This is a genomic window from Photorhabdus sp. RM71S (genome assembly GCF_042879355.1).
In the GTDB taxonomy this organism is placed as follows: Bacteria; Pseudomonadota; Gammaproteobacteria; order Enterobacterales; family Enterobacteriaceae; genus Photorhabdus; species Photorhabdus kayaii.
The window spans coordinates 94441-113653 of record NZ_JBHFKV010000003.1 but is presented as its reverse complement, the minus strand read 5'-3'; the positions used below and the strand labels follow the sequence as shown (position 1 = coordinate 113653).

At 43.7% G+C, this 19213-nt stretch carries 26 protein-coding genes; 20 read left to right on the top strand and 6 right to left on the bottom strand.

Annotated features, from left to right (window positions below):
* Positions 1-2: 2 nt before the first annotated feature.
* The 5 genes from sctR to sctN are packed head-to-tail and all read right to left on the bottom strand — an operon-like array spanning position 3 to position 4528.
* The gene (gene sctR, locus ACGF5R_RS02590) at positions 3-656 is read right to left on the bottom strand and encodes a type III secretion system export apparatus subunit SctR (protein ID WP_112879032.1); all 654 of its coding nucleotides are present in this window, start codon (positions 654-656) and stop codon (positions 3-5) included.
* Positions 653-1582, bottom strand: a complete 930-nt coding sequence (gene sctQ, locus ACGF5R_RS02585; protein WP_112879033.1) for a type III secretion system cytoplasmic ring protein SctQ — start codon at positions 1580-1582, stop codon at positions 653-655. Before sctQ ends, sctR begins: the two co-directional genes overlap by 4 nt.
* Complete coding sequence (locus ACGF5R_RS02580) at positions 1579-2733, bottom strand: type III secretion system needle length determinant (protein WP_387689632.1); 1155 nt, start codon at positions 2731-2733, stop codon at positions 1579-1581. Before ACGF5R_RS02580 ends, sctQ begins: the two co-directional genes overlap by 4 nt.
* Positions 2734-2744: 11 nt before the next feature.
* Positions 2745-3206: a type III secretion protein gene (locus ACGF5R_RS02575; RefSeq protein WP_387689630.1), complete on the bottom strand. Its 462-nt coding sequence runs from the start codon at positions 3204-3206 to the stop codon at positions 2745-2747.
* Positions 3206-4528: a type III secretion system ATPase SctN gene (sctN, locus tag ACGF5R_RS02570; protein ID WP_112879036.1), complete on the bottom strand. Its 1323-nt coding sequence runs from the start codon at positions 4526-4528 to the stop codon at positions 3206-3208. Before sctN ends, ACGF5R_RS02575 begins: the two co-directional genes overlap by 1 nt.
* Before the next feature lie 305 nt (positions 4529-4833).
* Here sctN and sctW point away from each other — a divergent pair, with 305 nt between their 5' ends.
* The 20 genes from sctW to ACGF5R_RS02470 all read left to right on the top strand — a co-directional run bounded on the left by sctW (position 4834) and on the right by ACGF5R_RS02470 (position 18074).
* On the top strand, positions 4834-5706 hold the full coding sequence (gene sctW / locus ACGF5R_RS02565; protein WP_387689628.1) for a type III secretion system gatekeeper subunit SctW: 873 nt from the start codon (positions 4834-4836) through the stop codon (positions 5704-5706).
* Positions 5687-5974: a TyeA family type III secretion system gatekeeper subunit gene (locus ACGF5R_RS02560; RefSeq protein ID WP_387689626.1), complete on the top strand. Its 288-nt coding sequence runs from the start codon at positions 5687-5689 to the stop codon at positions 5972-5974. The genes sctW and ACGF5R_RS02560 overlap by 20 nt, the downstream gene beginning before the upstream one ends.
* Positions 5971-6342, top strand: coding sequence for a type III secretion chaperone SycN (gene sycN / locus ACGF5R_RS02555; protein ID WP_387689624.1), 372 nt, complete (start codon positions 5971-5973; stop codon positions 6340-6342). The genes ACGF5R_RS02560 and sycN overlap by 4 nt, the downstream gene beginning before the upstream one ends.
* Complete coding sequence (sctX, locus tag ACGF5R_RS02550; RefSeq protein WP_112879040.1) at positions 6339-6704, top strand: YscX family type III secretion system protein SctX; 366 nt, start codon at positions 6339-6341, stop codon at positions 6702-6704. The genes sycN and sctX overlap by 4 nt, the downstream gene beginning before the upstream one ends.
* Before the next feature lie 2 nt (positions 6705-6706).
* A complete protein-coding gene (gene sctY / locus ACGF5R_RS02545) occupies positions 6707-7036 on the top strand; it encodes a type III secretion system chaperone SctY (RefSeq protein ID WP_112894985.1) in 330 nt (109 codons plus the stop codon).
* A 47-nt stretch (positions 7037-7083) separates the two neighbouring features.
* On the top strand, positions 7084-9150 hold the full coding sequence (sctV, locus tag ACGF5R_RS02540; RefSeq protein WP_387689722.1) for a type III secretion system export apparatus subunit SctV: 2067 nt from the start codon (positions 7084-7086) through the stop codon (positions 9148-9150).
* Positions 9147-9581, top strand: a complete 435-nt coding sequence (locus ACGF5R_RS02535; protein WP_387689622.1) for an LcrR family type III secretion system chaperone — start codon at positions 9147-9149, stop codon at positions 9579-9581. The genes sctV and ACGF5R_RS02535 overlap by 4 nt, the downstream gene beginning before the upstream one ends.
* A 40-nt stretch (positions 9582-9621) precedes the next feature.
* The gene (locus ACGF5R_RS02530; RefSeq protein ID WP_112879043.1) at positions 9622-9900 is read left to right on the top strand and encodes an LcrG family type III secretion system chaperone; all 279 of its coding nucleotides are present in this window, start codon (positions 9622-9624) and stop codon (positions 9898-9900) included.
* 11 nt (positions 9901-9911) lie between these two features.
* The gene (locus ACGF5R_RS02525; protein ID WP_112879044.1) at positions 9912-10838 is read left to right on the top strand and encodes a virulence-associated V antigen; all 927 of its coding nucleotides are present in this window, start codon (positions 9912-9914) and stop codon (positions 10836-10838) included.
* A 9-nt stretch (positions 10839-10847) separates the two neighbouring features.
* Complete coding sequence (locus ACGF5R_RS02520; RefSeq protein ID WP_112879045.1) at positions 10848-11357, top strand: SycD/LcrH family type III secretion system chaperone; 510 nt, start codon at positions 10848-10850, stop codon at positions 11355-11357.
* A complete protein-coding gene (gene sctE / locus ACGF5R_RS02515; RefSeq protein ID WP_112879046.1) occupies positions 11338-12528 on the top strand; it encodes a type III secretion system translocon subunit SctE in 1191 nt (396 codons plus the stop codon). Before ACGF5R_RS02520 ends, sctE begins: the two co-directional genes overlap by 20 nt.
* Positions 12529-12539: 11 nt before the next feature.
* Positions 12540-13427 (top strand): YopD family type III secretion system translocon subunit, encoded by an 888-nt coding sequence (locus ACGF5R_RS02510; protein WP_387689620.1) that lies wholly within the window; start codon positions 12540-12542, stop codon positions 13425-13427.
* Positions 13428-13446: 19 nt separating this feature from the next.
* Complete coding sequence (locus ACGF5R_RS02505) at positions 13447-13815, top strand: hypothetical protein (RefSeq protein WP_387689618.1); 369 nt, start codon at positions 13447-13449, stop codon at positions 13813-13815.
* Positions 13806-14249 (top strand): type III secretion system chaperone, encoded by a 444-nt coding sequence (locus ACGF5R_RS02500; RefSeq protein ID WP_112879049.1) that lies wholly within the window; start codon positions 13806-13808, stop codon positions 14247-14249. The genes ACGF5R_RS02505 and ACGF5R_RS02500 overlap by 10 nt, the downstream gene beginning before the upstream one ends.
* Positions 14246-14479, top strand: coding sequence for a T3SS regulon translocated regulator ExsE family protein (locus ACGF5R_RS02495; RefSeq protein ID WP_112879050.1), 234 nt, complete (start codon positions 14246-14248; stop codon positions 14477-14479). Before ACGF5R_RS02500 ends, ACGF5R_RS02495 begins: the two co-directional genes overlap by 4 nt.
* Entirely contained in the window at positions 14476-14865 is a 390-nt protein-coding gene (locus tag ACGF5R_RS02490) for a YscW family type III secretion system pilotin (RefSeq protein WP_112879051.1), read from the top strand. Before ACGF5R_RS02495 ends, ACGF5R_RS02490 begins: the two co-directional genes overlap by 4 nt.
* A 570-nt stretch (positions 14866-15435) precedes the next feature.
* Positions 15436-16425, top strand: a complete 990-nt coding sequence (locus tag ACGF5R_RS02485) for a glycosyltransferase (protein WP_387689616.1) — start codon at positions 15436-15438, stop codon at positions 16423-16425.
* Between the two features lie 452 nt (positions 16426-16877).
* Positions 16878-17204: a phage holin, lambda family gene (locus ACGF5R_RS02480; protein WP_112894998.1), complete on the top strand. Its 327-nt coding sequence runs from the start codon at positions 16878-16880 to the stop codon at positions 17202-17204.
* 9 nt (positions 17205-17213) lie between these two features.
* Positions 17214-17615 carry a structural protein gene (locus ACGF5R_RS02475; RefSeq protein ID WP_112879054.1) on the top strand — a complete coding sequence of 134 codons (402 nt, stop codon included), beginning with the start codon at positions 17214-17216 and terminating at the stop codon, positions 17613-17615.
* A 9-nt stretch (positions 17616-17624) separates the two neighbouring features.
* Complete coding sequence (locus tag ACGF5R_RS02470; RefSeq protein ID WP_262980699.1) at positions 17625-18074, top strand: lysis protein; 450 nt, start codon at positions 17625-17627, stop codon at positions 18072-18074.
* Between the two features lie 88 nt (positions 18075-18162).
* On the opposite strand, the gene ACGF5R_RS02465 is transcribed toward ACGF5R_RS02470, so the two are convergent.
* Positions 18163-18558 (bottom strand): VOC family protein, encoded by a 396-nt coding sequence (locus ACGF5R_RS02465; RefSeq protein WP_262980700.1) that lies wholly within the window; start codon positions 18556-18558, stop codon positions 18163-18165.
* Positions 18559-19213 lie beyond the last annotated feature (655 nt).

The following is a 19213-nucleotide window of genomic DNA, read 5'->3' as shown; positions in this document are numbered from 1 at the left end:
GTTCAATCTCCATAACTGATAACAAGGCCGTGTGTTAGGCGTGTCCAGCCATCAAGCAGGACAAATAACAGTAATTTGAAAGGAAGTGAGATAGTCATTGGAGAAACCATCATCATTCCCATTGCCAGCAGAATGTTAGAAATAATGAGATCGATTGCAATAAATGGTAGATAAAGAAGAAACCCGATTTCAAAAGCCCGGGTTAATTCACTGACGGTAAAGGCGGGTAGCAGTATCAATAGGCTGTCTGGTTCTAGCCGATCTGCATACTGGCTTGGCCAAATTTGTCGGGTACTATCGATAAAGAAAGTGCGTTCACTGGGTTTAATATGTTGTTTGAGAAAATTCCGGTAAGGTGTCAGGCCCTCTTCCACAAATTTATCTACTGATTGCGCATTGCTGAATGAAACTTCATTTTGACGCAGGTAATCTTGAGTGGCGAAACCCACCGGAGCCATCACATAGATAGTGAGGATAATTGCCAATCCGTACATAGCCATGTTGGGTGGGATCTGTTGTACGCCCAATGCGTTACGCAGTAAGGAAAATACCACAGACAGTTTGAGAAAAGAGGTCGCCATCACGGCAATAAAGGGAAGCAGAGCTAGCAAGGCCAGACCGATGATGAGATCCAATTCGTTCGGTAGCTGGATCATGGTTGTTTCTCCACGGAGAGATGTTCAACTCTTACACCCAGACGTCCTTCAATATCCACCAATCGCCCTGAACCCAGGCATTTCTGATTGACGAGAATACGTACCTCGCCATCTGAAGGAACACCAAGATCGAGTAATGAGCCGGGTTGCAGGCTGGTGAGTGTCTGTAGATCCAGAGTCTGACGGCCCACTTCGAAACTGACATGAACCTCTAGTTCGTTTAAGTCTGTTACTGGCAGAGCGTTGTCAGAACTATCAGGAGAGGGGGTGTGCATAGTGATTAACTCCAATTTATGGTCATGGGATTTAAAGTAGGCCCAAGGGCGTCCTTCCAGATACGCTAATAAAGGGTCATCTGGTTGTTGCTGTGGGGGCAGTAGCAGCACATCCCCTGATTCCAGAGTACGAAACACATCTAAAGTCAGGATTATTGCTCCCCATTGCAGAGAAAGCCGTAATGGAATAGGCAGGCATTCTCTAGGTTGACGTTCTGGCAATATGGCAATTAAGGGGGATGGCTCTGGTAACCAGAGCGGCAATGTGGCCCCTGGCCGTTCAAGGCGTAGTCGTAAGCAAGCTGACAAAGGACGTTCTGACGTGGTACTCAGTGCTGACCATGACAGAGTGGGTAGCACTTTGCTTTGATATTCCAGTAGTGCCAACAGCAGATCTTGAGGGAGTGATGTGAGGTCCGCTTGTTGTAGATCAGGTGCGAGCCACAGCGCTAACTCGGCTGCATGGCAGTACAAGGAGAAGGTTTGTCCCTGCCAATGGGCGATCAGTTTCCTGTCTAACGTCTGAGGAGGAGAAATCACATCCAGCGAGAGATAGTTATTATCCCAATTAAATTGTTGCTGGTGGCGACTCAGGGTCTGGTGCAGCGTTAATTCTTCCAATGAAACTTTGGATAAGGTCAGGCTATTCATGCATCTTTTTTCCATTCTTCATATACGCTGCGACGTTGACGTGATCCATGTTCACTATCCGTTTGAGACGGAAGGGAGAGTTCAACAGTTTGTGTTGGGTAAAGAAGTTGTAGACGTTCAATCAGTTCAAAGCGTGCCTGTTTCAGGAGTTGTTGAGCTGCCGGATTCGCTAAAATCTCTATTTGAAGTTTGCCATGCTCGCTGGTGAGTTGGATCTCAAGTGCTCCCAGGCTAGGAAGTGTCAGATGTAATGTCGCCGGACGTTGCTGTTGGGTTAGTTCGATACTGATCTCTACACTCAGTTTGTCGATTAACGCTTCCAAAAGGGGAGATAGGGTTGAAGCTGCTTGCATCGTGGCGAGGATGCGCTCCCCCGGCAGGAGTTGCGTTTGTGGGAAGAAAGGTGCTTTCCCGTCTGATCCACCAGAGTAAGAGGATTGAGAGTCGGACTCTTTTGGCTTTAATACCAACAAATGGGATGTTTCGATTTCATCCAGTGTTTTTCCTTCCGCAGAGTTGATTTCGTTGGCATGGCGGGCAGGTATAGGTAAAGTTGGGTCTGTTTGTTGGTGAGGAATGGCACCGTGTTGTGTATCTGGCTGAGATGGGGATCGGCTAGGTGTTTGATATGCCCGTTCATCGTTTATGTCTTGCTGAACAGGTATCATTGCTGTGTCAAGATGAGAAGTTACCGTGATATCAACTGGTTTTAGGCCAGAATCAGTCAAGGTGTTCAGGTTGGGCTGACGTGTTGGGACTTCGGGTGCTGACAGAGATTCCCTTATCTCGTTAGCGATCTCATTGAAGCGATGAGCGGGGGACGATACGTTTTTTTTCTGATTTTGAAGTGGCGCAGGCATGCCATGGCCTGTCAATGATAAGGCTTGCTTGCGCGGATCATCAATTGCCAGTTGGGAAGAGTCGAATAGTGGAAGCTCCTCATCTGAGTCATGTTGATCCGCTGGTTTATTGTTTGTCGTCGTATTGGTTAACGGTTGTTCCGTCCGCCGTGTGGTTGACTGACGCGTGTTGGCGGCATGAGAGGTGATAGCTTGCTCGAAACGGCGTTGCGAATCTGCGTCTGCTTCTGCGGGAGACGACGTTGGGAGGGAGGAGACATCTTTTTTGCCGATAGCTGTCAGTGGGTTCATACTCTTCTGTTTTACACTCTTTCCTGGCGATGGAACTCTTCTTGTTCCAGCTCTTCCTGGTATTCACCTTGGGCTCGGATCGCTTCTTGTTGCTGACGACCCAATTCATTAAATTTTTCTTGCTGTTGGCGTGCGTGGTGCAGAACACGTTGACACTCTTTTAATTGACGGAGTTCCAGTTCCACTTTTTCGGTCATTTCAGCCATTTGCTTTTCCAGTTGCGCTTCATTTTCGCGTAACAGGGCAATTTGTTGTTGCCAGCGTTCAAGGCCTTTGCGATCAATAGGTTGGCCTTGACACAATTCAAAAAGCCGTTGTTCTTCTTCTATTCGCCATTGACAGTAATCTTGCAAGGTTTGCAAAGCCTGCTGATGGTGTTGACGGGCCGTTTGCAGTTTCATTTGTTGCAAGGAAAAATGTTTTTCAGCGCGTTCGACTCGCAAGGTCTTTATACGTTGTAAACGGCCAATCATTATTTTGTTATCTGCTGTAATTGAGCTAAGGTTTGCGGTAAATCACTTGGCTCATGGGTGCCTTGGCGTAACCAGCTACGTATTGCTTCAATGTGCGCAATGGCATTGTCAGCAACGGGATCTTGCCCTTTTTGGTACTCTCCAATCTGCAACAAAAGCTCAACTTCTTCATATTTAGCTAGCCATTTGCGCAACAGGCCGGCCTGAGCCTGATGTTCAGGAGTGATAATTTGATTCATCACCCTGCTAGCGGAACGTAACACATCGATAGCTGGATAGTGGTTAGCCGCCGCCAGTTTGCGTGACAAAATAATGTGACCATCAAGGATAGAGCGGGTCTCGTCTGCTACAGGCTCTGTCATGTCATCGCCTTCCACCAAAACGGTATAGAGGGCGGTAATCGAACCTTTGTCGGATTGACCAGCACGTTCCATTAGCCGTGGCAAAGCGGCGAACACTGATGGGGGATAACCACGTCGGGTTGGCGGCTCGCCGGCAGCTAAACCTATTTCTCGTTGCGCTCGGGCGAAACGGGTCACGGAATCCATTAGCAGGAGTACACGCTTACCTTGATCACGAAAATATTCAGCGATTGATGTAGCAACAAATCCTGCTTTAGCCCGCTCCATTGCCGGGCGATCTGAGGTCGCTACCACCAGCACTGAGCGTTTTAGGCCCTCTTCACCAAGATCCGATTCGATAAATTCCCGCACTTCACGGCCACGTTCACCGATGAGCGCCAGCACGGTAACATCAACTTCGGCGCTACGAATCAACGTAGATAATAGCGTACTTTTTCCGCCGCCAGCGGCGGCAAAAATCCCCATACGTTGACCTTCGCCGCAAGTGAGTAAGCCATCAATAGCGCGTACGCCGAGAGAGAGCGGGTGCTCAATCCGTTTACGACTCATGGGGGCTGGCGCATCTCGGTAAACCGGATACCAGGCTTGTGGCTCCGGTAATTGACCGCCGGAAAATGGATTACCTAGCCCATCAAGGACTTGCCCTAACAGGTAGTCCCCCACGCCAACTTGATGCATAGCTCCGGTTGGACTCACTTCAGTATTTGAAGAGATACCAAACATCTCGCCGAGAGGTGTTAACAAGGCTTGATGTTGTTGGAATCCAATCACCTCCGCCAAAAGCGACAGTGTGTTGTCAGGATTGCGTAAGTGACAAAGTTCACCTATCCGTACACCAGGAATAACGGCTTTAAGTAGTGTACCCGTGACCTGAGTAACCCTGCCGCGAATCTGAATTAGCCGGCATTCATTAATGGCGTGGCGCATTTTGCCGGGAATATGGTCAAGGGAAAGCTTCATAATCGTTTATATAACCTCTGCTATAAATACTATAGAGAAGGAGAGGAGGAAGGGATTGCAACCTGAGTCGGGAGTTTTTAGAAAATAGTTGGAGTTTACCTGGCTGTTCTCTGCTTTATCGGTAAGATTTCCTATTTTATTCACGGTGTGTTGCCCATGTTTTATGGGTCTTATATCAGAACAATGGGGCTCTTCCTTGAGTTATGGCGGTTTTTGCTAAAAATTCACGACTGATTTTGGCATAGGCCCAGGAGCGGTATCTTTATAATTTGTTCATTATTAACTCTGATATGACAAGGTAGACTATGGATATTATCCAGAATCATCTTCATTCGATAACTTTATCAGAACTGGGTGCTGGGGTTACCGCACAACAGGAACAAGCTAAGGTAGGTCAGTTTCAGGGAGAGAAAGTTGTGCTGGTATCAGCATCCCAGTCTTTTGCTGATGCGGCCGAAGAGATGACTTTTGCATTTTCGGAACGCAAGGATATGCCACTTTCCAAACGTAAAGTTAGCGATGGACATGCCAGGGTGCGAGAAATTGAGGCACTGGTGGGTGAATATTTGCAGAAAGTGCCAGATTTAGAGCGTCAACAAAAAGTCAAAGCATTGATCTCTCACTTAAATAGTGCTCAGTTGACTAATATTGCTCAGTTACAGGCTTATCTGGAAAGTTTCTCTGGAGAGGTGAGTGAGCAATTCTATGCGCTAAGTCAGGCCCGTGATGCGCTGGCGGGTAGGCCAGAGGCACATGCCATATTGACATTGGTTGAACAGGAATTGTCACGTTTAGCGCAAGAGCAGGGAATGGCTATCGAGTTGGGAGCCCGCATTACGCCTGATGCCACGGCAGCAGCTAGAAATGGGGTTGGTAATTTGCAAGCATTGCGCAACATCTATCGTGATGCAGTTATGGATTACCAAGGGTTGTCGGCTGCCTGGCGGGATATTCAATCCAATTTCAAGAGTAGTTCCCTGATGGAAGTAACAGGATTCATCATGAAAGCGTTGAGTGCTGATTTGGACAGCCAACAGCGGCAACTTGATCCGATTAAGTTGGAACGTGTGATGAGTGACATGCATAAACTCCGTTTGCTTAACAGTTTATCGGTTCAGGTTGAGCAGTTATGGAAAAGCGTGGTAGAGGGGGAAAGTCATGGCATACGGGCCTTCTGACCTTATGGGGGATGTCGTTTCTCTGGTTGAGAAACGTTGGGCCAATGTGCGAGATGTTGAAATACTCGGTCATGCTTTGGGATTGCAGGATAGCCAAACTCAAATTCATTTCTACCGGGAGTTAAAGCGAGTGATTCGCTTGATTCCGGTGGAGGTGTTCAGTGATGAAGAACAGCGCCAAAATTTGCTTAATGTTTGTCAACTGGCGCTGGATACAGCAATTGAGAGAGAAGAAGACGAATTGTGGTCGGGAGAGGGAGCATCATGAACTGGATAGAGCCACAGTTGCTCCAGTTTTGTCAGGATTTGGGTATGGAGATGTCTGATGCTTCTAGCACCTTGATCCAAATCGATTTTGAGTATTCTGGTACGTTGCAAATTGAGCGCTATGGTGGCGCATTAACACTTTGGCTGGCCCGTGAAATTCCCTGGCATCAGGGAAAAGAGGTCATGGTGAAAGCGATGCTACTCACTTTCAGTGGTCAGGGGCCTGAACTGCCCTTGCGTTGTGGTTGGTTGGGGGAAGATCGCCTGTTATTGTTTGTGACACTAGATGAACGACATATAACGTTGCCCTTGCTGCATCAGGCATTTCGCTCTTTGCTAAGAGTACAGCGTGAGGTGCTCGCTTCGTGAGCAAAATCGCTGCCGCCCATATAGGAATTGAGCAACTAACGGCGATCAGTCGGGAAGAGATAGAGGTTAGTTTACCTGATCGCTACGCATTATTGCCCGATGGTCAATCCGTTGAGACTCACGCCGCACGTCTTTATCCAGCCAACAAGGCTGATCAGGCTTTGTTGGCTTTTGCCTGCCCGCAAGATGGGTTTCACTCTCTGTTGCGTCCACATGATTTTCGTCAGGCGGTTAGTGGTCTGCGTACAATTTTGCAACAAGGTAATGACATCAGGGTACAGCATGCTGTCTCCCTGTTGGAAAAAATGAATCAAGATGAACAGTTGTTGCAGATGGCTCTGCACCTGTTGCACAAGGTATGACCATGACTCTCAGTGCTAAACAGCAGAGCGCTCTGTTGCTGCTCGGCTGGCTTCAACTTCAATACGGTCATCCTGACCGAGCTCGTATTTTATTGGATGCATTACTGGCTTTGCATCCTGAACATCAGGAAGGGCGTCGCGCCTTGGTGGTTTCATTACTTAAACTGCAAGAGGGGAGCATGGCAAAAGAACATTGCACTCTCTTACAAGAGCAGGGTGAACAAAGCGCCGCCCTCTGGCTTTGTGTTAGCCGTGCTTGTCAACAGGAAGGGAACCTGGAAGAAGCACGCAGTGCTTATCAGCGTTATCTCGCTCAAGGGGCCCTATTGTGAACCGTGGGTTTGAGTTATTGCGTCTGATTGGCGAGCGTAAAGACATCATGTTGGCAGTATTGTTGCTAGCCGTGGTCTTCATGATGGTTTTGCCGCTTCCGCCTGTCCTACTTGACATTTTGATCGCCATTAATATGACCATCTCTGTTGTGCTCATGATGATGGCGGTCTATATCAATTCCCCTTTACAGTTTTCCGCTTTTCCTGCGGTCTTGCTGGTGACCACGCTGTTTCGTTTGGCGCTTTCCGTCAGTACCACCCGGATGATCCTCCTGCAAGCAGATGCCGGTAAAATAGTCTACACCTTTGGTAATTTCGTTGTCGGTGGCAACCTGATAGTCGGGATAGTGATCTTTCTGATCATCACTATTGTACAATTTATCGTCATAACCAAAGGTTCGGAGCGCGTAGCTGAGGTTAGTGCTCGTTTTTCCCTTGATGCCATGCCGGGTAAGCAGATGAGTATCGACGGAGATATGCGTGCTGGTGTTATTGACGTCAATGAAGCCAGGGAGAGGCGTAGCATTATCGAAAAAGAGAGCCAGATGTTTGGTTCGATGGATGGTGCGATGAAATTTGTTAAGGGTGATGCGATTGCGAGTCTCCTCATCATCTTTGTCAACATTTTGGGTGGGATAACTATAGGCGTCACCCAAAAAGGGATGTCAGCGTCCGATGCATTGCAGCTCTACGCCATTTTGACCGTTGGTGATGGTATGGTCTCTCAGGTTCCTGCCCTGTTGATTGCGATTACGGCAGGCATCATTGTTACCCGAGTTTCGTCAGAAGACGCCTCTGATCTAGGTAGTGAGATTGGTGATCAGGTCGTTGCTCAACCAAAGGCACTATTAATTGGCGGTGTTTTATTGGTGGTATTTGGCCTTATTCCTGGATTCCCTACATTAACTTTCTTAATGCTTGCACTGGTGGTGGCGGGTGGCGGTTATTTGCTGTTCCAGCGCCAGCGACAAGCCAACGCCAGCCAACAAGCGGATCTTCCTAGACTGTTAGCCCAAGGGGCAGGCGCACCGGCGGCCAAATCTAAACCCAAAAGCGGTAGTAAGGCCAAAGCTGGAAAACTGAGTGAGAAAGAGGAATTTGCTATGACGGTTCCTTTACTTATTGATGTGGATGCGGGATTACAGGCTGAGCTGGAAGCTATTTCACTGAATGATGAATTAATACGGGTACGACGCGCCCTCTATTTGGATTTGGGCGTACCATTTCCGGGTATTCACTTACGTTTTAATGAAGGGATGAAGCAAGGGGAATACCTGATCCAGCTACAAGAGGTGCCCGTTGCCCGTGGTCGGCTGCGTTCAGCGCATTTACTGGCGCAGGAACCAGTCAGTCAGTTGGAATTACTGGCTATCCCTTATGAAGAAGGGGAACCTCTATTACCTAATCAGCCTACCTTGTGGGTAGCCGAAGCACATCAGGAACGTTTGGTGAAATCTGGGCTAGCGGTTTTATCCATGTCTCAGGTGATCACTTGGCATTTGTCACATGTGTTGCGGGAGTATGCCGAAGATTTTATTGGCGTGCAGGAAACCCGTTATCTTCTGGAACAGATGGAAGGCAGTTATGGGGAATTGGTCAAGGAGGCCATGCGCATAATCCCATTGCAACGGATGACTGAGATACTGCAACGGTTGGTAGGCGAGGACATCTCTATTCGTAATACACGTACGATTCTCGAAGCTATGGTGGTGTGGGGGCAGAAGGAGAAAGATGTAGTGCAATTAACGGAATATATTCGCAGTAGTCTCAAGCGTTACATTTGTTACAAGTATGCTAATGGCAACAATATTCTGCCCGCCTATTTGTTGGATCAACAGGTAGAGGAGCAGATCCGGAGTGGTATTCGTCAAACGAGCGCAGGTAGTTATCTGGCGCTAGACCCAGCGGTGACGCAAAGTTTCCTTGAACAGATGAAGAAAACAGTGGGCGATTTAACACAGATGCAGAATAAGCCAGTGTTAATCGTATCAATGGATATTCGTCGCTATGTCCGTAAGTTAATTGAAGGTGATCACCACGGCTTGCCTGTGCTCTCGTATCAAGAGTTGACTCAACAGATCAATATCCAACCTCTTGGCAGGGTGTGTCTATGAACCGTGATCCACTTACGCCTTGGTTTGAGGAGCAGGGTTATTCGGTTCACCCTCACTATATGGGAAGTAGCGCGATCCCTCTTGGTTGGCGTGTGTGGTATGAAGATTGTGAAATTGCCTGGCGCTATGATGCGCCACGAGTTTGGATCATCATGTTACGTCGCACCCGGCAGCGTCGAGGACTGGCTAATCCATTTGCGCCTCTTTATCTGTTAGCAGCAGCAACGATGGCAATGCTTGGGCCGGGTAGCCGACTTTATGGTCAAGTTAATACTTTGGTTGATTCTCCCCTTAATGATGAGCGTTTGGCCCGCTTTTATCACCGTTGGACAGGTGCAAGTGAGGTCGCGCCTGGCTGGTTCGAGTTAGAAGCCAGTTGCGTTATATCGTTACATCAAATGAGAAAACAACAAAAAAAAGTCCAACGTTGACAGGAAGAATCAATATCTCTCTTTATTATAGGAGTCACTGATGCAAGAGAAACCTAACGCCAAGGTACTGCACGCTGCTGAGGCGGCCATTAAGGACAGTGATCACAGACTGCAACTGTTGCAGGAGATGTGGCAGTCTCTTGGCATCAACCCAAGTGTGGGTACAGAACTGTTTGGTCATACTGACGTTACTTTAGTTCAGAATGCCGAACAAGAGTTGCTGACAGAAGTTAATCGCTTACGAAGCAACCAACCGCCCTCTCTGGAAGAGGGAAAGCGTCTCCGTCGCCCACCTCGTATGCGTGGCATTATTGTATAAGGAGTTTGAAGGTGGAAATTAGGCCATATCAAAATGACCCACAGCTTTTTTTGAAAGATCTGAACGGGGTTTCGCTAGAGCAATTACAAGGTTCTGGATCTTCTGAACTCAATGAATTGGTTGAGCTTATTCTTAATAAGGGGATCAAGATTAAATCTGGTTCTGATGTTATCACTGAAAATAAAAATAAGGATCTCCTGAAAAAACTGATTGCCTATTTTCTGCCAGCGGACGCTATTGTCAAAGATGGTCATTTCGATAGCCAAATAAAGAATGGTATCAAGAATCTTAAATCCTTCTTGAATAGCTCGACATTAAAAACTGATTGGACATTAAGGGATTTTCTGGCTGCGGTTCATTTTAATTTAACGCCGGATCGTCTTGATGATGATGTAATCGATATATTTGTTTCTGTTATGTCAGGTCATGATAAAAAACGACTTGAGTTGCGTGATGACCTGGCAGCATTGACCGCAGAATTAAAGATTTACAGTGTTATTCAGTCGGAGATTAATGCGAAATTAGCAGCTAATGGGACGCTTAATATTACCGATTCCGGTTCCTTCGATTTGCTGGACTATAAGAAGTATGGCTTTAGTGATCAGGCCGCTTTTGAGAAAAGTGCTGAATATAAACTGTTAAAGAAGATATCTTCTGGCTCTGAAATCTCTATTAAGGCATTTTTAGAGAGTCCCAATAAGCAAAGCGGCGCTATGACAGGTCTGGCGGATTCTTACGAATATGACAAAGATAATAATCGCTTAGCCAACTTTTCTACTTCGGTTAATGATCGTGTAAATCCACTGAACAATACTGTCCAGGAAAAAACAACACGCTTAAATGAGGCTAGTTCCCGTTATAACGCGGCTATTGAGGCGTTAAACCGTTTTATTCAAAAGTATGACAGTATTATGCGCAATATTCTCGGCGCAATTTAAGGAATGATTATGGAGTATCAAGAAACATCAACGACTTCTGACCAATATGCACAAGAGCTGGAATCTTTTCTTCATGATGGCGGCACTCTTGCCATGTTGAAGGATATTTCTAGTGATACGTTGGAGCAACTTTACTCGCTAGCGTTCAACCAGTATCAGTCAGGCAAATGGCAGGATGCACATAAGATATTCCAGGCTTTGTGTATGTTAGATCACTATGACTCCCGGTTCTTCCTTGGATTGGGGGCATGCCGTCAGGCTATGGGGCAACTGGAGCAGGCAATTCAAAGCTATAGCTACGGAGCAATGCTTGATATTAATGAGCCCCGTTTTCCATTTCATGCTGCCGAATGTCTCCTGCAATTAGGAGAACTTGATGGGGCTGAGAGTGGCTTCTACTCGGCCCAACAGCTTGCGGCAGCTTCGCCGGAACAGGCCGCTTTGGCTGCCAGTTCTAGTGCAATGTTAGAAGCTATTACAATAAAAAGGACTCAGGAAAATGGATCCGATAGTAAATAAACCTCGAATTCCTCAATTGGGAGATGGTTTTCAAGTTGGTGAGATCCCAGCAACTATACCTCCTAAAGGCGAGGAGCACGTTACGTCTAGCCAGGCGGGTAACTTGCTGCCTTCTGATACTGCTAAGTCACGAGGAGTATCATTGCCAGCGCCATTGGCAGTGATGAATGCTCACCCTAAACCAGAAGACATGGCTATGCTCGAATCAGGTATGCAAGAGGTGATGCAGGCAAAAGAGCTGACAAAGGCGGTGATAATAAAGCTGACAGAAGTTTCGCGATTGTCCTCAAAGGAGATGGTAGAAAATTTTCTCTCATCTGAGGCAATAGAGATTGAACTGGGCAAACTGACCAGCGAGATTGAGCGTGATCAGACGAATCTCAAAATCGAAGATATCCAGCGAGCACGCCAGCAAAGCTTGCAGAAAATGGATGAGAACCAGCAGAAGATTAAAGAGGCTGAAAATTCAGCTAAAGAGGCACAGAAATCTGGATTGTTTTCTAAGATCTTTGGCTGGATCAGTGCGATTGCCTCAATTGTGGTTGGAGCAATTATGGTTGCTACCGGCGTTGGTGCGGTAGCAGGCGCTTTGCTGATTGCCGGAGGGGTAATGGGCGTGGTCTCTCAGGGACTACAACAAGCGGCTCAAGATGGTTTAATCAGCAAGGAAACCATGAAATGGTTAGGGCCAGTCATAACTGCGATTGAGGTTACGATGGCTGTGGCGGCAGCGGCAGTCAGTTTCGGTGGTTCAGCTGCTGGCTTGATAGCAAAAATGGGCGCTAAGATGGGCGTTAAAGTGGCTGAAATGACAGCTAAGATGGCAGTAAAGGCGGCAGAACTTTCTGCAAAAGTCGCTGGTACAGCAGCTAATACTGTGGCCAGAAGTGTGAAAGTGAGTGTGCAGGTGAGCGATATGGTGGTTGATGTTGCTAATGGCGCTGCTCAAACTACCAATGCTGCCTTCCAGAGTAAAGCGGCTAACCGACAAGCTGATGTACAGCTTTCACGTAGCGAATTGACTGCATTTCAGGCTGTTATGGACAAATTGAAAGAGGAGTTGTCCCAACTGGTAGAGTCTTTTCAACATGTGATGGAAATGATTTTTCAGATGCTCAATGCCAGAGGTGACATGATAAATAACCTTGCCAGCCGACCACAGGGAATTTAGGGAGTAAAAAAATGAGAATTGATAATGTTAGTAGTCATCAGGTGAGCAATGTCGATAACGGCGTTGATGCTGTAATTGACAAAAGTTCTGTGCCGACACCGACAGCACATGAAGCTGCTGTTCAACAGCCGGAAAAAATTAGGCTTACGGATACGGTTGAATTGATTGTACCGAAACAGAGCTTCGATCCCAGTCGCTTAGGAAATGTCGGACAAGAATTAAATAATACGCTGGATATGATGTCGCTGTTGTTTGAGATTGCCAAGAGAATGCGTGAACTGGGTATTTTGCAGCGTGACACTGAGAATAAAGCGTCCATTGATGCTCAGAAGTCACAAGTGGATGAGATGCGACATAGCGCCAAGTTGATGATTGCTATGGCAGTGGTTTCAGGCTTAATGACGATTGGTTCGGGGCTGATAGGTGGTTTTTCTTCCGTTAAAAACAGTCAAGCGGTTAAGCAGCAGAAGACGTTGGAAGGTAATATTGCTGGTCGTAACGAATTAATCGATCTTAAGTTGCAACAGTTGGGTAAGGGGAGCGATGCAGATCGGGCAGCAATTGGTAGAGTATGGAATGTAGCACAAGATGCTGACAAGAGTGCTCTGAAATCTATTACCTTGGTTTTTGAAAGTCGTAACAGCAAGCAGCAGTTCTTAACTTCAGTGATGAAGTCTTTAGAGAGTATGTCCAATAATTCGGTACAGGTAGAACAGGGACTTTCTCAGGCTAAAGCTAAGGAACATGAAGTGGATTCATCTATTGCTCAACATGAAAAACAGAAGAGTGAAGATCAGATCTCATTGGATAACAATTTCATGAGAGAGGTTTTGCAATTGATACAGCAGCTTTATCAGAGCCATGTCCAGGCATGGCGCGCGGCGACTGGTGTGGTGTAATGCTGGCGGAGTAGACCCGTTGAATAATAAGCTTGGGCGCACCGAAAGGTGCGCTCTTATTGATGGATACCGTTATTTTATCTCGTTTTTAAAATCTACTCATACCGTCAAAGGTGCAGAAAAACGAAAATATCAAATTAAGATTTCAGTTCTTAGCTGGCAGGATGTGTTAAGGAAAAAAAGCATCTTCCTATGCTCCGGTGTTTGGTTTTCGATAATCACTGGGGTGACCTTTTTATTAAAAGAATTGCCCTTGAGTGACAGAGGTCCAAAAGGCGATGGTAGTAAACTGAGTCCCTTTTCTGCGGGGGTAACCCGTTTGTTTGATTACTCGGTAATTCAAGTTGGTCTGATTGCCTTCTCTAGCAGGAGTAACCCATGGATGTGATAGCCATCGTCAACCAAGTTTTGTCTGAATTTGCTGCTAAATTCGGCTTGCCGCACCTAGCTTTAAATCATGAAGGTGTGGCTGCTCTCTGTTTTGATGAGCATCTTCACCTCTCTTTGATCTTAATTCCTGAACGTGACCAGCTCATTTTACAGATAGATGTCGCTGATATTACTGCGGTCGGAGAGGGGATTTTCCGTCAATTAGCTAGCTTTAATCGTCATTGGTATCAGTTTGATCTTCACTTTGGTTTTGATGAGTCAACGCTGATGGTGCAGCTTTATCGGCAAATGTCAGCAAGTCGGTTGAATCAGGCTGTTTTTGAAGAGAGCCTTTCAAGTATGTTGGATCATGCTGAGTTTTGGCAGGAATTATTGCAAGCTCAACTTCCGATGGGCTCTCAACAGAACGAATCTTTGGGAATGCGAGTATGAAAATTGAGAATTCGTTACCCATTCATTTAACAAATGTGCCCCATGAAAATGATAGCCTTTGTTGTGGTCGTCGGGTTACGTCAGGGTATATACCACAAAACGTTCATGAGCCGCTTTCTGCGGTGCTGAGTAGAGGTCTTGTCATGGGGCTTGAACATGAGACAACATTACAGCGTTTGTTGGATGGGCAGCATACTCCGTTGTCACAACGTAGGATCAGCCTAACATGACCAAAATAGGGTTGGTCATGTTGTGTTTGCTGATTACCGGTTGTGTTAGTGAGGCTGTTGAGCATGAAGCATCACGTCTGATTGAGGGCGATGTGACCATGCAGGCCTCTCTACCCAGAACGGCAAACGTTGAGGTGTCATTGTTGACGGTGGTTGAAGGAAAAGTGTTGACAGTGGGTGAGATGCATTATCGTTTGGACATGCTACCCGTCACTTTTTCTATGCGTTTGAGTCCGCAGTTTTCTCACGGTGAGTTATTCTTAAGGACTCGTCTACGTTGGGATGGGAAACGGACAGTGCAGGCGAAAAGCCAACAACGCGTCGTTGCAGGAAAAAGAATTGTAGTGCAATTGTCTCCCTTACCATGTTATCCAGAATGCCTATGAGTTTTAAATATTTTTGCATTAATAAATAAGGGATAATATTGTCTTTTAAATTTTTAAATGCTATTTGAATATCTATATAATAATACATTAACATTTGAATCGCTCATTTTACAATTAGTTGAATAGTTCCTCTTCTGTTATTTTCTTCTGTTTATTATGCTTGATTATATTTTACTTTTTCACCCTCAAAGTATTTAACTGTATTTTTAATATAGATTACACAAGCCATTTTAAATTAATATCACTTTTAATTGTTTTAATTGTTTTAATTGTTTTAATTGTTTTAATTGTTTTAATTTTATCTGCTACATTTGCCGATTTATTTAAACTGTTCCAATAGATTTTTGATACTATTTCTATCTTTACAGGAGATAGTAATACCTAAATTCCCAGTGCATCTTATCATTGTCATACTTAATGATTTACTGTTTTGGTGGAAATTTTCAATCCCATCTATAATTGATGCTCAAAATATTGTATGGTCTGTGAATAGCAATGGGGAAAAGGTGCATTTTTATTATGAAAATGGTGTTTTTATCAAAAATAACTAACTCATTAAAAGGATGATAGATGTTTCAGTTTGATATTACTATCATTATCCCTGTTTTTAATGATGAAAATAATATAATCTATTTGTTAGATTCAATTTCTTCGCAAGAAAATGTTAATTTTGAGGTCATTATTATTAATGATGGTTCAACAGATAACAGCTTAGAAGTAATTAAAGAATATGAAAAAAGAGATAATAGAATACGGATCCTTAATCAAGAAAATCGTGGTGTTTCAATAGCTAGAAATTACGGCATAAAATATGCGAGAGGGGAGTGGGTTTTATTTGTTGATAGTGATGATTGGCTAAAACCACAAATATTAAGAAAATGGCTTGATCAAGCTATTGAACAGAGATTAGATGTGTTAATTGGCAATGGAGTCAGTTTTACAGAAGATCCATTCTCACAAGGGAATAGAAGAATAACACGTAGACAACCTTATGGCAGAGTGTTAACGGGTAAAGAGTGGATAAAATATTGCGTTGAGTGTAGAGAATGGCCACATTTTGTTTGGTTACAACTTATTAAAAAAGAATTAATTATAAATAACCAACTGAGTTTTATGGAAAATATCTTTCATGAAGATATCTTATGGACAATTAATTTGTCACTTATAGCGAATCGAATCGGATTTTGTGAGGAGCAATTGTATTGTTATCGACATAATTTGCAATCAATAACTCGCTCAAGAGAAAGTAAAAAATTATATCATCGAGCTGATAGCTATATTACCGTGGTTAATTCAATTATTAAAATCTCAAAAGAAATTAAAGGTGAAAAGTCGTTAAAAAGATCTCTTAGTCGTCATGCAATACGAGAAGTTGGTAGTTTTTTTATTTTGTACAGAAAAAAGATACACGATCCATCCTTAAAAAAATTGCTTGCTAAACGTTTTATTGATCAAATTGCCTTGAGAGATTTATTACCAGGTGTGCATAATTACCATGAACTATGGTTTATTATACGTTGTAATTTAGTCTTAATATTAAGGAGGTTCATGGATGAGTGACTACAATGCTCTATATGATCTAATTTTTTAATCGTTTTCATCTGATTACTCTGTCTTTCCATAATCTATTAGGACAGGTAATTTAAAGTCAATGCTTTAATAAACTGTACCCTATGGATTTCAAGATGGATCGCGACGGCAAGGGAGCGAATCCCCGGGAGCATAGCGAACGATGTGACCGGGAGGAGTGCAGCCAACAAAGAAGTAACTTGAAAGATAACGGATATATCTATCTGTTAATTATTATCATTCCCTTACACATAATGATACACCAGCAGAGTTTGTTGATGAGCTTGGTATTATATTAAATGTAAGTAATCACCTTATAAAATTTAAGGCTGCACTATGTGTAGCCTTTTCTTATTCTACTGATTTCGCAGTATTCCTATTAACTCAAATTTAAGGCTACACGGCAGCCTATGGATTCCCATTTATGTGAGTGGGAGTGAAGGATGAAATACATGGATAAACAGCCTGACATCTGGATGCAGCTATGGTTATGGCTGCTGTCAGTCAAAGAACAAGGTATAGGTGCGGCGCTGGCTGCCGCAATGGCTTATCTCAGAGGTCGATATAACGGTGGTAAATTCTGGACGACAATTATGGATTCTATTATGTGTGCCATGATTGCTTGGTTTATCCGTGATGTGTTGAATTTTTTTGGTATGAGCACGGATTTGGCTTACATCAGCAGTGTCATTATTGGTTATCTGGGCACTGACTATTTTGGTCAGATCTTAAGAAAAGTTGTTAATAACAAAACAGGTAATAAACAATAGGAGTGAATTATGAGCAGAGGCATTCGAAATAATAACCCAGGTAATATTCGTTTGGGTGATAGTTGGCAAGGCTTGATCCCTGCATCACAGCGTACTGATAAATCTTTCTGTCAGTTTGTCAGTCCTGAATATGGTCTTCGGGCAATAATTAAAATTTTGCATAATTACAATCGGAAATATGGCCTTAAAACAGTGAAAGGGATCATTTCACGATGGGCTCCCACTAATGAAAATAATACTGATGCCTATATTAACCACGTATGTAAAGACACGGGAGTGACTCGCGATCAGGTTGTTGATGTATTTAATAAAGTATTTATGACAGAGCTTATTAAGTCCATTATTACCATGGAAAATGGTAGTCAACCTTATAGCGATGAGGTCATTGATAAAGCATTTTCCCTTTTGTAGAGCGATATTATGAAGTTTAACTCTCGTGGTTATACTGTTATTGCTCTGGCGCTTGCCTCGCTTCTGGCTTATCACTATTACGGTAAGTATACCAAACAGCTTGATACGACCGTTAAGCTACAGAGTGAGTTGCTGGAGCAGCAGAATGAAATCGTTAATCAGCAGGAGAGGATAAGGCTCCTGTCTGAACTGGATAATCAGCATACAAAGGAACTTGCTAATGCCAAATCTGAAATTGATGTTCTGCGCAATGATGTTGCCGCTGGTCATCGCCGGTTGCGCATCGCGGCCACCTGTCATCAAGGCCAAACCGGCTCCTCCGGCAGCGTGGGCCATGCAGCCACCCCACGACTTAACCCGGCAACTGAACAAGATTATTTCGATCTCCGAAGAATGATTGTTGAAAACGAACAGCAAACGAAATACTTGCAAGAATATATCAAAACTCAGTGTCAATAGCTGAGTTTTGATAATGTTATTGCGTAATGTAAAACAACGTAGGTGTGGGTTGGTTATTAGGGCAAGTATGCTTAAGGTCGATTAATAATCAAACAAGGAATACTGTGTTTTGTAATACAACCCGATAACCATCAGTATCTTCAAATGTTTTACCTTCAATATCCCAATATGGGTTGTAAGAGGGGACTGCAATAAAGCCAGCGTTTTCCATTAATGATATCTGATCTAACCATTCTGAATGGTCTGGTATATAGAAAGCCAATAAATTGTCCTGTGTGGGGGATCTTCCTACTGTTGTGCCACGATGATGCGTAAATTCAAGATGCCAGAGATGATTTGGATGCCCTAGAATGATGCCATCAAAATTTTCATGATTTTCGAATTGCTCTAGGAGAATAAATCCTAAACCTCGGCAGTACATTTCAGCAACTTGAGTTAAATTGTCAGTTGGCCTGGCGATTCTTAGTATAGTAGATTTTTTCATGGTAATCCCAGTTGATAAAGTTTTTGTGGAATATGTCCAATTCTCAGATCTTCTACTGCTATATAAAACAACCGGTAATGGTAGTTGATAAACGTGAAAAGTACAAAGTGGTGATTTTTAAAGTTAAAACAATCTAAAAATATCCGATACTACCGAGCTATTGTTTATAATATGACTAAATTTGGGGTTTTATAATTGGAGTTGTTTGATAAATTGATTGTCTGTTTTTTTATTTTTATCACCATTTCAAGCACCAAAGTCGATGATATGAACACGGATTTGATGTAAGTAGGTATGTGTTTTCTTCACAATGTCATCGAGAGTATGTATTTGGTTTCGATAAATTCTGATAAATATCCTCACTATCCTTTATTTGATAGGTCTGTTCTTACTTTCTGTTTGTAATAATACCTTATAAGATATATTAAATAATAAAATAATTAATTAATTTACTACCTATTATTTAATAGTCTGAATTTTTCAAAGCTATTAAGTTGATTTCTATTGTTTTTACCAAGTGATATGACCAGTAGCCTAGAATCTTGCGGACCTTAAGCAAAATCTTTATATTATATTATATTTTATTATATTATAATCTAGTTTTGTTAGGGAGATTATAATTAATACTATTTTCTGTATTCTTTTTTGTTTATTA